The following is a 13623-nucleotide window of genomic DNA, read 5'->3' on the forward strand; positions in this document are numbered from 1 at the left end:
GACATAGCCTGACATGCAAAAACCAATGAGTCTCGGACCCTGGCCGCATCTCGGCTACGTCGACAGCAAGCTCGACCGCGCTGCTGTGCGGCGCATCGACCCGCAATTCCTGACCGCCTGTGCCGCGCAGGAGACGTGCGGCTTCTATCTGGTCAGCGGCGAGATGATCCTCTTGAAGCGCGCGGGCGACACCTTCGATCCGATGTTCACGTCGAAAGAGTTGCAGGCGATTGCACCGCGATCGGAGCGGGTTTTTCTCGGATTGCTGCGTGAGGCCGGCCGTTTCGGAGTGTCGTTACCGCAGGAGACGGTGGAGGCTCTGAAATCAAACGAGCGCTATCACGTCACCGATCTGCGCTCGATTGCGGTGCAGGGACTTGTCGCCGAGGATCATCTCGCGCCACTGGCCGAAGCCAAGGCGCTGCTGCACTGGCATGCGCGCCGGCATTACTGCAGCAATTGCGGACACCCGACCGAGGTGGTGCAGGGCGGGTGGCGGCGCGATTGCCCGCATTGCAAGGCGCAGCATTTTCCCCGCACCGATCCGGTGGTTATCATGCTCGCCGTTCGCGGGGAGTTTTGTCTGCTCGGCCGCCAGACCCGCTTCGTGTCGGGCATGTGGTCTTGCCTCGCTGGGTTTGTCGAGCCGGGGGAGACGATCGAAGAAGCGGCGCGTCGGGAGACTTTGGAGGAAGCGGGAATTCGCTGCGGCCGCGTGCGTTATTTCGCCTCGCAGCCGTGGCCTTTTCCGTCATCCCTGATGATCGGCTGCCATGCCGAAGCGATCTCCGAGGACATCGTGGTCGACCGGGATGAATTGGAGGATGTGCGCTGGTTCTCGCGAGACGAAGCCGCTGCGATGCTGATGCGGACGCATCCGGACGGGCTCGGTACGCCGCCGCCGGTCGCGATCGCGCATCACATCATCCGGGCCTGGGTAGAAAAAGGCGATGGCGTCTTCAGCTAGCGTCGGTGCCGGGAAGCTGATCGTATGCGCCGGCATGTCGGTGATCGATCATGTCTATCGCCTCGCCGCGTTTCCCGCCCCAGGGACGAAGACCCGCGCGGAGGATTTCTTTTCGGTGCTGGGCGGGTGCGCTGCGAATGCGGCGATTGCGATCGGCCGCCTGGGCGGACGGGCGCGCGTGATTTCACCGCTCGGCGGACCGCCGGGACGCGATCTGACGGGCGATAATGTTCTTGCGAAGCTTCAATACGAAGACATCGATGTCGCGCATGTCGTTCGCGTGGATGGGGCGGCGACGTCGCGGTCGTCAATCCTCATTCATGGCGAGGGTGAGCGCACCATCATCAGCTACCGCGACCCAAAGCTCGATAATGCGCGGCCGCGCGATCCCGAAAGCGCAATTGTGGGTGCGGATGCCGTCCTGATCGACAACCGCTTTCCCGAGTTCGTGCTGCCGGTTGCGCGCGCTGCGGCCGCGGCAGGCGAGATCGTCGTGCTCGACGGCGACCGGCCGTCACGGATGACGGACGAGTTGCTGTCGGTATCGACGCATGTCGTGTTTTCCGCAGAGGGATTGCGCCTGACTGCGGGCACGGACGACCTTGCCGCCGGGCTGTCCGCGGTTGCCGAGCGCACGGAAGCCTTTCTTGCTGTCACGCATGGATCGGAGAACATGCTGTGGCTTGATCGAGGTGCCGTGCGCCGCATGCCGGCTTTCCAGATTGAAGCCGTCGATACACTGGGGGCCGGGGACGTCTTCCACGGCGCCTTTGCGCTCGCGCTCGCCGAAGGGCGGGATATTCCCTCGGCGATGCGCTTTGCGGCGGCCACGGCCGCGATCAAATGCAGCCGGATCGGGGGTGGCGCGGCGACGCCGTACCGCGACGAAGTGGAGCGCCTTCTTGCGGACAGCCCCGTAAATCAGAGCTTCACCTAGAATATTTTTCCATATATATCGGCACCCACTGCGCAGAAGGAAATAATATTCCAGGTGTAGAATGGACGCCATTGATCGCAAAATTCTCCTGACATTACAGGAAGACGCATCGCTCTCCGTCGCCGAGATCGGCCAGCGGGTCGGTCTGTCCTCCACCCCGTGCTGGAAGCGAATCCAGAAGCTCGAAGCCGAGGGCGTGATCCAGCGGCGAGTCGCGATTGTCGATCAGGACAAGGTTGGACTGGGCATCACGGTCTTCGTGTCGGTGGAGACAGACGACCATTCCGAAGGCTGGCTCGGGCGCTTTGCCGGCGCCGTCAGCGCGATGCCCGAAGTGATGGAATTCTACCGGATGGCGGGCGACGTGGATTATATGCTGCGGGTCGTCGTTCAGGACATGCAGGCGTATGACGCCTTCTACAAGAGGCTGATCGCCGCTTCGCCGTTGAAGAATGTCACCTCGCGCTTTGCGATGGAGAAGATCAAGTCGACCACCAGCCTGCCGATCCCGTAAGGGCGATCAATCTCATGTAGCGGTATCGAGCCGCGGCCGCATGTAGATCTGGTTGCTCAGCTTCATCGATCCGGTCACGACATATCCGATCGAAGGCTGATAGTCGTAGGAAGCCTCGCCCAGGACCAGAGAGGTCTCAGGAACTTGCAAAGCCGTCGGCAGGGTCACGGAAGATCCAGCTGCGCGCGGCGTAGCATTCTTGGCGCTGCTCCACTTGACCTTCGCGTTGCCATTCTTGTCGATCTCGATCAGCGACACGACGATCTTCGCTGCATCGATCGGATAGGGCGCCATGATCGCGGCTGCGGCTCCGAGCGCGGAAGCGGCATCTGCGGTCGTCGCGGTGCTGACGCTCTGGGCCTGTGCAACAAGATCGGCGACGGTGCGTGCCGTCAGCGTCACCTTGCGGTCGATGCTGATGCCCTGCGATAGCTCGACGCCGCCAAGATAGAGCGTGAGCATCAGCGGCAGCAGCAGGGCGAATTCCACCGCTGACACGCCGCGCTTGTCCGTGACGAACGCACGCAAGCACGCTGGAAAGAGCGGTTTTGCAACGATCGAGCGTAACATGCGCATCTGCGTTGCCTCACTCGAAGGGTTCGTTCTTGAATGCCGCGGTCGCCATCAGCAGGCGCTTGCCGCCGTTGAGGTCGGCGAGGTTCAGTCCGAGGAGCGACACATAGACCGGCCATTGATACAACAAGCGAACGACGACAATGTCGCCTGCTTTGCCGGGAGCAAAGCTCGGGGTGAACGTGAGCTTGCCGCTCGAATCGATCGGCTTTGACGTGTCGGCGGAGCCGAACGAACTGTAAGTGCGCACGTCGACCGTGATGCCGTTGGCGCAATCGAACAGGCCGAATACGCGCTTGCAGACCTCGTCTTTGAATTGCGTTGGATCCAGTCCGCCCTTTTGCGCCTGGCCGGTCAGGATCAGTCGCGCCGAATCCGCGGCCGCGGTTTCGAGCACCTGGCCCGCGAAGAAGACAAGGGCCGTCTCGAGAATCGCGAACACCAGGGCCAGGAAGGGTGCCGCGACCATCGCGAATTCGACGGCGGCCGCGCCGTCATTCTTTCGTGCGAATCTGCGAATGACGCGCGGGGTGATGGCGCGTAACGCACGGGCAGCGAGGTTGACTTTGGAAGTGTCGCACATGGCTTTCCACCAATCCGGCTGCGGCACCAGATCGGTTGGATTTGTATCAAACAGCCGTTTTCGAAGTGTTGCTCCCTTATCCAACAGATCAGGTGTGGTGTTTACGATTTCGAAAGCCTAGCAGAACGCGAAAAGGCGCTGCCGTTGGCAGCGCCTTTGACGTCACAGATTACCGGTGAGGTGATCAAGCTACTGACAGGGATGATACTGACCGTCGTAGCCGAGATAGAGCCCGGTCGCCGGATTGAAGGATTTGTATTTCGACGCGCAATAAGCGATCCAGTCGGGCGGCGGCGGAGCGTATCCGGGTGCAGGCGCGTAACCCGGAGGCGGCGGCGGAGCAGACGCTGCGCCGGCGATTGCGGCGCCGAGTGCGAGACCGCCGATAATGCCGCCCGCGATCGCTGCGTCCCGGCCGTAATGACGATGGTAGCCGTAATAGGGACGTCCACGCCAGCGCACGTCCTGCACCAGCTGCCGATCCGGCGCCCCGAGCGCCGACAAGCCGGTCGCGGCCGGTGCCGCCGAGGCGGCGGACGGCGCCAGGAATGCAGCGAGGGCGAGGGCAGAAAGCCCGGCCGACACGCTCAACAATTTCGATAGAGACATAGCGTCAACTCCAGATTTCGAGGCCATAAGAATGGCCAACGAATGAGTCACAAAGTTGTTTCTCTGCGTCGCAGGGACATTGCGACGCATCAAATCTCTGACATGGAGATGTGATTATGGGCGAGGGTGGTTAGAGGCCCCCCGCTGTCGCGGCGACGACAAATTCCCGGATTATGAGCGCAACGTGCCGCCGACGCGCTTGCCCACTTCCGCCACGATCTTGCCAGCAAGCGCGTCGATTTCCGCATCGGTCATCGTCTTGTCGCGTGGCTGCAATGTGACCGCGATCGCCACGGATTTTTTGTCCGGTTCGATACCTTTGCCTTCGTAGACGTCGAACACCGTCACGCCGGTGATCAGCTTCTTGTCGACATTCTGCGCGGCCCGCACGATGTCGGCTGCCTTCACATCCTTGCCGACGATGAAGGCGAAATCCCGTGACACCGGCTGGAATGGCGAAATGTCGAGTGCCGGCTTGGCCCGTGTCGGCTTCGCCTTCGGTTCCGGGATACGATCGAGGATCACTTCGAAGCCAACGATCGGCCCTTCGGCCTTCAATGCCTCCAGCGCGCGCGGATGCAACTCGCCGAAATGGCCGAGCACATTCTGCGGTCCGATCTGGATCGTGCCGGACCGGCCGGGGTGGTACCAGGCGGGTCCGCCCGGAACGATCTGCAGCGCCTGCATCGGTGCGCCGGCGGCGGCAAGCGCTGCAAGCGCATCCGCCTTCGCCTCGAACGCATCGGGCTCCTTCGCGCCATTGATCCAGAAGCGTCCGGTACCATCGGCGCGGGAGAGACCGTGGCGCAGCCCCGCCGCCGCGGTGAACTGATCCTGCGGTTGGTCGCCGCGGAAAATCTGGCCGACCTCGAACAACCCGGCATCGGGAATGCCGCGGTCGGCATTGCGCTGGATCGCGGCGATCAGCCCCGGAAGGAGGCTCGGCCGCATGTCCGAGAGATCTGAAGCGATGGGATTTGCGAGCGCAAGTTCCGGCTGGCCGCCACCAAACAATTCAGCCTCTGCCTTCGAGATGAAGGACCAGGTCACCGCTTCTGCAAGGTTGCGCGCGGCGAGCCCGCGCTTCGCCTTGCGGGTTCGGTTCTGGATCGGTGTCAGCACGGCCTTGCGGGGCGCGTCGCCCCGCTCGAAGGGTGTCAGAGGCACCTGGTCGACGCCGACGATACGCACGACTTCTTCGACCAGATCGGCCTTGCCCTCGACATCGGCGCGCCAGGACGGCACCGCGACCTTCACGACCGGACCGTTCCCCGCGACGAAGAAACCGAGATGGCCGAGGATCCGCTTCATCTCCACCAAGGGGACATCGAGTCCGGCGAGCCGCTTCACTTCATCGATCGGGAAGTCGATCGGGCGGTCTTCGGCCGGCGTGAAGCCGACCACCGTATTCTCCGACGCTTCCCCGCCGCACAGGTCGAGCACCATCTGGGTGGCGAGTTCAAGGCCGGGCACCATGAAATTGGGATCGACGCCGCGTTCGAACCGGTAGCGCGCATCGGAGTTGATGCCGAGCTTGCGGCCGGTTTGCGCGATGTTGATCGGGTCCCACAGCGCCGATTCGATCAGGACGTCGGTGGTGGTTTCGTCGCAGCCGGACAGCTCACCGCCCATGATGCCGGCGAGGGATTCGACCCCGTTATCGTCGGCGATGACGCAAATCGAATCGTCGAGCTTGTAGGTCTTTCCGTCGAGCGCGAGCAATTCTTCGCCCGCCTTGGCGCGGCGCACGACCAGATTGCCGTGCACCTTTTCGGCGTCGAAGACGTGCAGCGGCCGGCCGCGGTCGTAGGTCATGAAATTGGTGATGTCGACGAGTGCATTGATCGGGCGCAGGCCGATCGCAGTCAGCCTTTTCTGCAGCCATTCCGGTGACGGCCCGTTTTTCACGCCGCGGACGAGCCGGAGCGCGAAGCCGGGACACAGCGACGGCGTCGATCCGAAATCGAGCGTCACCTTCACCGGGCAGGGAAAGCCGCCCTTCACCGGCTTCGGCGTGCGCTCCAGGTATTTGCCGATACCGGTCGCACCGAGATCGCGTGCAATGCCGGCGACCGACGTACAGTCGGCGCGATTCGGCGTCAGGTTGATTTCAATGATGGGATCGTTGAGGCCCAGCACTTCGGCGAAGGGCACGCCGACCGGCGCATCGGCCGGCATTTCGATGATGCCCGAATGATCGTCGTTGAATTCGATCTCGGCGCCGGAGATCAACATTCCCTGGCTTTCGACGTCGCGGATCTTGCCGACTTTAAGCGTGATGTCCTTCGAAGGGATATAGGTGCCGGGCAAGCCGAGCACCGCTTTCATGCCGCCGCGCGCATTCGGGGCGCCGCAGACGATCTGCAGGGGCTTGCCCTCACCCGTATTGACCATGCAGACGCGCAACCGGTCCGCATTGGGGTGCTGCACGGCGGAGATCACCTCCACGACCTTGAACGGAGCGTATTTGTCCGCGGGATTCTCGACCTTCTCCACTTCGAGACCGATCATCGTCAGCTTGTCGACGATGGCCTCAAGCGGCTCGTCGGTCTCGAGATGCTCTTTCAGCCAGGACAGGGTGAATTTCATGGCGCGAACTCGGGCAGGATCAAGGGAAGCTCAGCATGATAGGAAAGCTTGCGAAGACGATTATGGTGAACCAGATCGTGGCGTTATTGCAGAGCCGGTAGAGCTCATGCTTGACGATCAATTCGCGCTGAATGCTCGGGTGTTGGAGCGCTTCCACAGAGCGAACAGAAAGACATCGCAGGCAGCCGATCGAGATCAGCAGATAAACGATGATCTCGCAAACGATGACGATTTCCTCGAAACGATGCTGCGCCAGGAGCGGCGCAACGATGCCGAGTCCTGCGATCATCATGGAAACATGCGTCAGTAATCCGGCCGCCTTGGTGTCCAGGATCTGAAACGCGGCCGATGTCGCCCCGGTCCGCTCGGCGTCCCAATGGGCCAGTGAATGCGCATAGGACGAGATAGTCGCCTCATCCAGATTGTTGGTGAGTGCGGCAATCAGACCGGCAAGTCCGCTCTTCGGCTTTCCGGGCTCGGCCATTGTCAGTTGCTCAAGCCTCCGGCGAGCGTCGGGAAGTCCAGCGGACGGAACCCGTAATGCGACAGCCAGCGCATGTCGGCTTCAAAGAACGGGCGCAGATCGGGCATGCCGTATTTCAGCATGGCGATGCGGTCGATACCCATGCCCCATGCAAAGCCCTGGTACTCGTCCGGATCGAGCCCGCAATTGCGCAGCACATTCGGATGCACCATTCCGCAGCCGAGAATCTCGAGCCAGTCGTCGCCTTCACCGAAGCGCACTTCGTTCTTGTCACGCTTGCACTGAATGTCGACTTCCAGCGACGGCTCGGTGAACGGAAAGAAGGACGGCCGGAACCGCATCTTGACGTTGTCGACCTCGAAGAACGCCTTGCAGAATTCGGCGAGAATCCACTTCATGTGGCCGAGATGCGAGCCCTTGTCGATGACGAGGCCCTCGACCTGATGAAACATCGGCGTGTGGGTCTGGTCGGAATCCGAACGATAGGTGCGGCCGGGGCAGATCACGCGGATCGGCGGCTTCTTCGACAGCATCGTTCGCACCTGGACCGGCGACGTGTGCGTGCGCAGCAGGAGCCGCGAGCCATCCGGTTTCGGATTGAAATAGAAGGTGTCGTGCATGTCCCGCGCCGGATGGCCCTCGGGAAAGTTCAGCTTTGTAAAATTGTAGTCGTCGGTCTCGATGTCCGGACCTTCGGCGACGGCGAAGCCCATATCGGCGAAGATCGCGGTGAGTTCGTCGATCACCTGGGTGATCGGATGGATGCGCCCGCTGTCGGCGGGACTTTCCCGTACCGGCAGCGTGACATCGACTCTTTCCGTGTTCAGCCGCGCATCGAGCGCTGCGTTCTTCAGCGCTTCGCGCCGCGCAGTGAGAGCTGCGTTGACGGCATCCTTCAGGCCGTTGATCGCGGGTCCCTTCGCCTTGCGCTCCTCCGGCGTCATCGCGCCGAGAGACTTGAGCAAAGCGGAGACGGAGCCATTCTTGCCGAGCGCCGAGACGCGCACGGCCTCAAGCGCCGCTTCGTCGGCCGCGGCGTCAATGCTTTTCAGGATCGTCGCTTCGAGTTCAGCGATATCGGACATGGGATGACGCTCTTTCAGTCGTCATGCCCGGACCGATCCGGGCATCCATCCCCTCGTGAAAAGTCAGGTCTTGATGGGTCGCCAGATTTCGAGAGGAGACGCGCTCCGCAATGACGCCTGGCGACGACGCCGTGTGAACCTTAAGCCGCGAGAGCGGCCTTCGCCTTCCCGACGATGGCCTCGAATGCGGCCGGCTCGCGGATCGCGAGATCGGACAGCACCTTGCGATCGATCTGCAGGCCGGACTTGTTCAGTCCGTCGATAAACTGGCTGTAGTTCAGCCCAAACGGACGGACGGCAGCGTTCAGGCGCTGGATCCACAAGGCGCGGAACGTGCGCTTGCGCCGCTTGCGGTCGCGGAAGGCGTACTGATTGGCCTTCTCCACCGCCTGCTTGGCGATCCGAATGGTGTTCTTGCGGCGGCCGTAAAAGCCCTTGGCGGCCTTCAGAACCTTTTTGTGCTTGGCGTGGGCGGTAACGCCCCGTTTGACGCGGGCCATGGCTGATCTCCTCTAGCGAACCCGAATTGCAGAAACGAAGAAAGACGGAGGGCGGACGGCGATCAGCCGTTCGGCATCCAGTATTTCTTGATGTTGTCCCCGTCCGACTTGAACAGGACGCGGGTCCCGCGAAGGTCGCGGATCTGCTTGGTGGTTCGCTTGATCATGCCGTGGCGCTTGCCGGCCTGGGCGGACACGACCTTCCCCGAGCCGGTGATCTTGAAGCGCTTTTTGGCGCCCGATTTGGTCTTCAACTTGGGCATTTGGCTCTCCTGATGCGGCTCTGACGTCTGGCAAAAGCCGTCCGTCTGCCGGAAATGGCTCGAAAACGAGCGTTTGCTGATGAGCAAGTGTCGCTGCCACGGCAGCCCTTATCAGCCGGGCGGCGAGCGGGCGGGTTATGGCAGAGGGTGTGGAAAAACTCAACTCATACGAGGCCTGAACGCCGCACTTTGTGGGCTGACGGCCGCCGGTGGTAAAATAGGGTGCTTGGACTTGTGACTTTAAGGCGCGACCTCCCGGGGGCGGGAGGCTGGTTGGCCACTAAATCTCACGGAGTCCGGGCGGGCCTCGGTCATCTTCCCCCGTAAGGTCTGTGGGGGCAAAACCCGACGCCGCATTACCGCGGCGCCAGGATCATGATCATCTGCCGGCCTTCAAAGCGGGCGTCCATTTCGACCTTGGCCAGAGGCGCGAGGTCCGCTTTCACCCGATCGAGCAACCGCGTGCCGAGTTCCTGGTGAGCCATCTCGCGGCCGCGGAAGCGCAACGTCACCTTGACCTTGTCGCCTTCCTCGAAGAAGCGCTTCATCGAACGCATCTTCACGTCGTAATCGTGGTCGTCGATCATCGGCCGGAATTTGATTTCCTTGACCTCGACGATCTTCTGCTTCTTTCGCGCTTCGGCGGCCTTCTTCTGCGCCTGGAACTTGTATTTGCCGTAATCCAGGAGCTTGCAGACCGGAGGCGATGCATTCGGTGAGATTTCGACGAGGTCGAGTCCGGCCTCGGATGCCTTTTCGAGAGCCTGTTGGATCGGAATTGTGCCGAGATTGGTTCCGGCCTGGTCGATCAGCTGGACCTCGCGATTGCGGATCTCGTCGTTGACGCGCGGACCGTCCTTCTGAACGGGAGGCGCGGCTTTCATGGGACGGCGAATTGGATAGTCTCCGTTGCTGTTGCGATAAAAACCCCGCAGGTCCGGCGCGCATTCAAGGCTTTCGCCAAGCGTCCGTACGCTGCACGATCCCGCGGAAGATCGGGACAAAACGGGTCCAAGTCAACGGCGTCAGGCGCCAGAACCCCACAAATCCTGCAATTTTGAGCGCAAAGTGTCGCGGTCAGGCGCTATTTTTTGCGCTGACCAGGCCCGTATACAGCCGCAGGGTGAGGTCGCTGACAGCCGGCGGATTGAAATGGTCCATGACCCATTGGCGTCCGCGGAGGCCGATTGCCGCCTGCTGCGCCGGGGCCATTGAGAACAGCCGGACCAGGGCGGCGGCCAGCGCGCCGTCGTCGCCGGCCGAGAATCGCAGGCCGGTCATCCGATCTTCCGGCACTATGGGCGGCGCCAGGACTGCATCCGGCCCGGCGCCGAGGTCGGACACCACCACCGGACGCTCCATGGCCTGCGCCTCAAGGATGGTGCGCTGCAAGCCTTCCGCCTGGATGGCGGCCGACACCACGACCGATGCGGTGGCGTAGGCCGCCGGCATGTCGTCGACCGGACCGATCAGCCTCACGACGCCGGACAGGTCGTTGGCGAGAACCTGATCCCATATTTCTCCGGCATAGCTGTTGTGGCCTTCGCCTTCACCGACGAAAACGAAAACGAAATCCTTGAGGCCCATGTCCTTGAGCCGGCGCGCAGCCTGCACCGCAACATGATGACCTTTCCGCCGCAACATGCGTCCGACGACAAGCACAACCTTGTCCTGCGCCGTCACCCCGAAAATTCGGCGCGTATTTTCCAGGCGATCGGACGACATATCGGCAGGATCGAACAGCTTCACATCGACACTCGCCGGCACCACGTCGATCCGTGCGGGCGAAACGCGATAGCGCTCGCAGATCAGGTCGGCCAGTTGCTCGCTCACGGCGACGACCCGGTCGCCCCGCGCCATCACGCTGTTGTACAGCCGCTTGAGTGCGTTCTGCTCCCGGAAACCCTTGTACCAGCTCGTCACGAAGGGCACGCGCGTGAGCTTTGCGGCAAGGAGCGCGCTCCAGGCCGGGGCCCGGCCGTGTACGTGAATGACGTCGCATTTTCGGGTCCGCACGACGCGCGAAATCTTCGCGGCGTTGCGCGCCATCACCGCCGGGTTTTTGCTGGCCACATCGGCGCGGATAAATTCTCCGCCCGACGCCGTGATGCGCGCCTCCAGCCGCCCACCACTCGACATCACGATGGCGTGGTGTCCTGCCTCACTCAGGATGCGTACGATGTCGACGGCACCCATCTCGGCGGCGCCTGCCTGCAAGGTCGGAACGATAATCAGAACGGTGAGTGGCCGCAGCGGTGCGACACGACGATTTTCAACAGGCAGCGCAACGTCGCTCCCGGAAAAATCGATCCTTTGTGCCGCGGAGCGGGAATTCAACGTTCACCTCTCTTGTTGCGAGCACCAACGCAAGCTGCCTTGGTGCGGCTGAGCCGAATTCGCGAACGATACTGGCCAGATATAGCCTATCTGATAGGCCTTATCTTGCCGTGAGGCAAACGTGTCAGAGAATATCGCCGCCCGGTATCACGCTGCATAGCTCTTTACGGCGAAAAGATGATGGCAGGATCAGCATCGATCATGAGTGACGTAGAATTGACGGCAATTGAGGTCGGCGAGGGCAGTGCAACGCGCACGATTGCGGTGCGGAAGCGGGACGGAGATTACCCGGCGTTGCTATGGCTCGGCGGGTTCAAATCCGACATGAAGGGCACCAAGGCCGCCGCGGTCGACCGCTGGGCAGCCGAACAAGAACGTGCCTGCATCCGATTCGATTATTCCGGCCATGGCGAATCGGGGGGTGACTTCGAAGAGGGCACGATCAGCCGCTGGCTGGAGGAAAGCCAGGCGGTGTTTTCCCGGTTCTGCACCGGACCGACGATCGCCATCGGTTCATCCATGGGCGGCTGGATATCGCTTCTGCTCGCGCGAAATATTCGCGCGGGCCGCGTTGCGGGAACAGGGTCGCTTGCCGGTCTCGTTCTGATCGCGCCGGCGGTGGATTTCACCGAAGTGTTGATGTGGGAGCGTTTCCCGCCGGACATCAGAAAACAGATCGAGACAACCGGCTCCTGGCAGCGGCCATCCGAATATTCGGATGAGCCCTATCTCATCACGCGGCAATTGATCGAAGATGGCCGAAACCATCTGCTGCTTGGCGGCCTGATCGAAACCGGTTGCCCCGTGCGCATCCTGCAGGGCGTCAAGGATGAAGATGTGCCCTGGCAACACGCGGTATCGCTGGTCTCACGGATCGCGCGTGACGACGTGGTGCTGACGCTGGTCAAGGACGGCGACCACCGGTTGTCCCGGCCGGAGGATATCGACCGCCTGCTGGCAGCCATTGCCGAGTTCGGTTAGAGAAGGCCGGCCATCACGCAGAGCCGGGACGAATTGCGATGACTTACAACTGCATCCAGGTTGAGACGCATGGGCGGGTCGGGCTGATCCGGCTTCATCGCCCGCAGGCGCTGAACGCGCTCAATTCCGAACTCGCCGGCGAGGTGAACAAGGCGATTTACGCCTTCGAGGCCGATGCGGGAATCGGCTGCATCGTCATTACCGGCTCCGAGAAGGCATTCGCCGCGGGCGCCGACATCAAGGAGATGGCAGACCAGTCCTACATGGACACGTTCATGGGCAATTTTGCCGCCGGGTGGGATGCGGCCGCACGCGCGCGCAAACCTGTGATTGCCGCTGTCGCGGGCTTTGCCCTGGGGGGTGGCTGCGAGCTTGCGATGCAATGCGACATCATCATCGCGGCCGACAATGCGAAATTCGGTCAGCCCGAAATCAAGCTCGGCGTCATCCCCGGTATCGGTGGAACCCAGCGGCTCACCCGCGCGATCGGCAAGGCCAAAGCGATGGAGATGACGCTGACCGGGCGCATGATGGATGCGCAGGAAGCGGAGCGTTCCGGTCTCGTCGCTCGCGTCGTCCCGCTGGCATCATTGATGGACGAGACGATGAAGATCGCGACCACGATCGCATCGATGTCGCTGCCGGCTGCCATGATGGCGAAGGAGTCCGTCAACCGCGCGTTCGAAACTTCGCTGGCTGAAGGCGTGTTGTTCGAGCGGCGCGTGTTTCACTCGCTGTTCGCGACGCTTGATCAGAAGGAAGGCATGGCCGCCTTCGTCGAGAAGCGGGCGCCGAAATTCGAGCACAAGTGACAGCGCGGACAGCGAAGCCGACGGTCCTGATGCTTGACTATGCGCAGTGCCCGCAGCGTTATTTCCTGACGCAGATCACGCGTACCACTGCATGCTTGGCATCGGCGACGGTGCCGTTGCCCTCGACCGGTCGCAGGCCGACATTCGCCAGGAACTTGCGAATGGTCGCCGTCGGCACCAGTGAGATGCGAGCCGTTTGCGGAGCTAGGCTCGCGAGTGTCGCCGGCGCCATGTCGATCATGCCGGCGAGACGGCCGTCTTTGTCGAGGGCGGCACCGCCGACGAAACCGCGGGACGGATGGGCATCGAGCAGCACGCGAGCGCCGTCGACTCCTCGCAATGTCGCTGAAGCTGTGGCCGCATCGCGCGCGCCAGCCTGCGCTTCGGGC

General features: G+C 62.2%; 15 protein-coding genes and 1 pseudogene. 5 read left to right on the forward strand and 11 right to left on the reverse strand.

Annotated elements, in window-relative coordinates; translation table 11 throughout:
• Window positions 1-25 precede the first annotated feature (25 nt).
• The 3 genes from nudC (at window position 26) to VN004_RS10235 (ending at window position 2418) form a co-directional block, all read left to right on the forward strand.
• Window positions 26-967, forward strand: a complete 942-nt coding sequence (gene nudC, locus VN004_RS10225; protein ID WP_325609579.1) for an NAD(+) diphosphatase — start codon at window positions 26-28, stop codon at window positions 965-967.
• Window positions 951-1904, forward strand: coding sequence for a PfkB family carbohydrate kinase (locus VN004_RS10230; protein ID WP_325609581.1), 954 nt, complete (start codon window positions 951-953; stop codon window positions 1902-1904). The genes nudC and VN004_RS10230 overlap by 17 nt, the downstream gene beginning before the upstream one ends.
• 61 nt (window positions 1905-1965) lie before the next feature.
• Window positions 1966-2418, forward strand: coding sequence for an Lrp/AsnC family transcriptional regulator (locus VN004_RS10235; protein WP_325609583.1), 453 nt, complete (start codon window positions 1966-1968; stop codon window positions 2416-2418).
• Window positions 2419-2430: 12 nt separating this feature from the next.
• Here VN004_RS10235 and VN004_RS10240 read toward each other — a convergent pair whose 3' ends face one another.
• From VN004_RS10240 to VN004_RS10285, 10 genes are all read right to left on the reverse strand, one after another.
• A complete protein-coding gene (locus tag VN004_RS10240) occupies window positions 2431-2994 on the reverse strand; it encodes a TadE/TadG family type IV pilus assembly protein (RefSeq protein WP_325609585.1) in 564 nt (187 codons plus the stop codon).
• Between the two features lie 10 nt (window positions 2995-3004).
• On the reverse strand, window positions 3005-3574 hold the full coding sequence (locus VN004_RS10245; RefSeq protein WP_325609587.1) for a TadE/TadG family type IV pilus assembly protein: 570 nt from the start codon (window positions 3572-3574) through the stop codon (window positions 3005-3007).
• A gap of 189 nt (window positions 3575-3763) precedes the next feature.
• Complete coding sequence (locus tag VN004_RS10250; RefSeq protein ID WP_325609589.1) at window positions 3764-4183, reverse strand: BA14K family protein; 420 nt, start codon at window positions 4181-4183, stop codon at window positions 3764-3766.
• 171 nt (window positions 4184-4354) lie between these two features.
• Window positions 4355-6772 (reverse strand): phenylalanine--tRNA ligase subunit beta, encoded by a 2418-nt coding sequence (gene pheT / locus VN004_RS10255; protein ID WP_325609591.1) that lies wholly within the window; start codon window positions 6770-6772, stop codon window positions 4355-4357.
• Window positions 6773-6791: 19 nt separating this feature from the next.
• Window positions 6792-7256: a hypothetical protein gene (locus tag VN004_RS10260; protein WP_325609593.1), complete on the reverse strand. Its 465-nt coding sequence runs from the start codon at window positions 7254-7256 to the stop codon at window positions 6792-6794.
• 2 nt (window positions 7257-7258) lie between these two features.
• Window positions 7259-8341, reverse strand: a complete 1083-nt coding sequence (gene pheS / locus VN004_RS10265) for a phenylalanine--tRNA ligase subunit alpha (RefSeq protein ID WP_325609595.1) — start codon at window positions 8339-8341, stop codon at window positions 7259-7261.
• Between the two features lie 140 nt (window positions 8342-8481).
• Complete coding sequence (gene rplT / locus VN004_RS10270; RefSeq protein ID WP_325609597.1) at window positions 8482-8841, reverse strand: 50S ribosomal protein L20; 360 nt, start codon at window positions 8839-8841, stop codon at window positions 8482-8484.
• Window positions 8842-8903: 62 nt separating this feature from the next.
• Window positions 8904-9104, reverse strand: coding sequence for a 50S ribosomal protein L35 (rpmI, locus tag VN004_RS10275; protein ID WP_325609599.1), 201 nt, complete (start codon window positions 9102-9104; stop codon window positions 8904-8906).
• 356 nt (window positions 9105-9460) lie between these two features.
• Window positions 9461-10000, reverse strand: a complete 540-nt coding sequence (gene infC / locus VN004_RS10280; protein WP_325609606.1) for a translation initiation factor IF-3 — start codon at window positions 9998-10000, stop codon at window positions 9461-9463.
• Between the two features lie 181 nt (window positions 10001-10181).
• Window positions 10182-11441, reverse strand: a complete 1260-nt coding sequence (locus VN004_RS10285) for a glycosyltransferase family 4 protein (protein ID WP_325609601.1) — start codon at window positions 11439-11441, stop codon at window positions 10182-10184.
• A 201-nt stretch (window positions 11442-11642) separates the two neighbouring features.
• Between VN004_RS10285 and VN004_RS10290 the strand changes: the two genes are divergently transcribed.
• Complete coding sequence (locus tag VN004_RS10290; protein WP_325609603.1) at window positions 11643-12422, forward strand: alpha/beta hydrolase; 780 nt, start codon at window positions 11643-11645, stop codon at window positions 12420-12422.
• 38 nt (window positions 12423-12460) lie between these two features.
• Entirely contained in the window at window positions 12461-13234 is a 774-nt protein-coding gene (locus VN004_RS10295) for an enoyl-CoA hydratase (RefSeq protein WP_325609604.1), read from the forward strand.
• 58 nt (window positions 13235-13292) lie between these two features.
• On the opposite strand, the pseudogene VN004_RS10300 reads toward VN004_RS10295, so the two are convergent.
• Window positions 13293-13623, reverse strand: a pseudogene (locus tag VN004_RS10300) (peptidoglycan-binding protein); the annotation flags it as partial.

The organism is Pseudorhodoplanes sp., assembly GCF_035565855.1.
GTDB lineage: Bacteria > Pseudomonadota > Alphaproteobacteria > Rhizobiales > Xanthobacteraceae > Pseudorhodoplanes.

Bases quoted from the DNA above. Each gene is read 5' to 3' on its own strand.
- VN004_RS10230 (WP_325609581.1), top strand. From the start codon at position 951: ATGGCGTCTTCAGCTAGCGTCGGTGCCGGGAAGCTGATCGTATGCGCC.
- pheS (WP_325609595.1), bottom strand. From the start codon at position 8,341: ATGTCCGATATCGCTGAACTCGAAGCGACGATCCTGAAAAGCATTGAC.
- nudC (WP_325609579.1), top strand. From the start codon at position 26: ATGAGTCTCGGACCCTGGCCGCATCTCGGCTACGTCGACAGCAAGCTC.
- VN004_RS10295 (WP_325609604.1), top strand. From the start codon at position 12,461: ATGACTTACAACTGCATCCAGGTTGAGACGCATGGGCGGGTCGGGCTG.
- VN004_RS10250 (WP_325609589.1), bottom strand. From the start codon at position 4,183: ATGTCTCTATCGAAATTGTTGAGCGTGTCGGCCGGGCTTTCTGCCCTC.
- VN004_RS10260 (WP_325609593.1), bottom strand. From the start codon at position 7,256: ATGGCCGAGCCCGGAAAGCCGAAGAGCGGACTTGCCGGTCTGATTGCC.
- rplT (WP_325609597.1), bottom strand. From the start codon at position 8,841: ATGGCCCGCGTCAAACGGGGCGTTACCGCCCACGCCAAGCACAAAAAG.
- VN004_RS10235 (WP_325609583.1), top strand. From the start codon at position 1,966: ATGGACGCCATTGATCGCAAAATTCTCCTGACATTACAGGAAGACGCA.
- VN004_RS10245 (WP_325609587.1), bottom strand. From the start codon at position 3,574: ATGTGCGACACTTCCAAAGTCAACCTCGCTGCCCGTGCGTTACGCGCC.
- VN004_RS10290 (WP_325609603.1), top strand. From the start codon at position 11,643: ATGAGTGACGTAGAATTGACGGCAATTGAGGTCGGCGAGGGCAGTGCA.
- pheT (WP_325609591.1), bottom strand. From the start codon at position 6,772: ATGAAATTCACCCTGTCCTGGCTGAAAGAGCATCTCGAGACCGACGAG.
- rpmI (WP_325609599.1), bottom strand. From the start codon at position 9,104: ATGCCCAAGTTGAAGACCAAATCGGGCGCCAAAAAGCGCTTCAAGATC.
- VN004_RS10240 (WP_325609585.1), bottom strand. From the start codon at position 2,994: ATGCGCATGTTACGCTCGATCGTTGCAAAACCGCTCTTTCCAGCGTGC.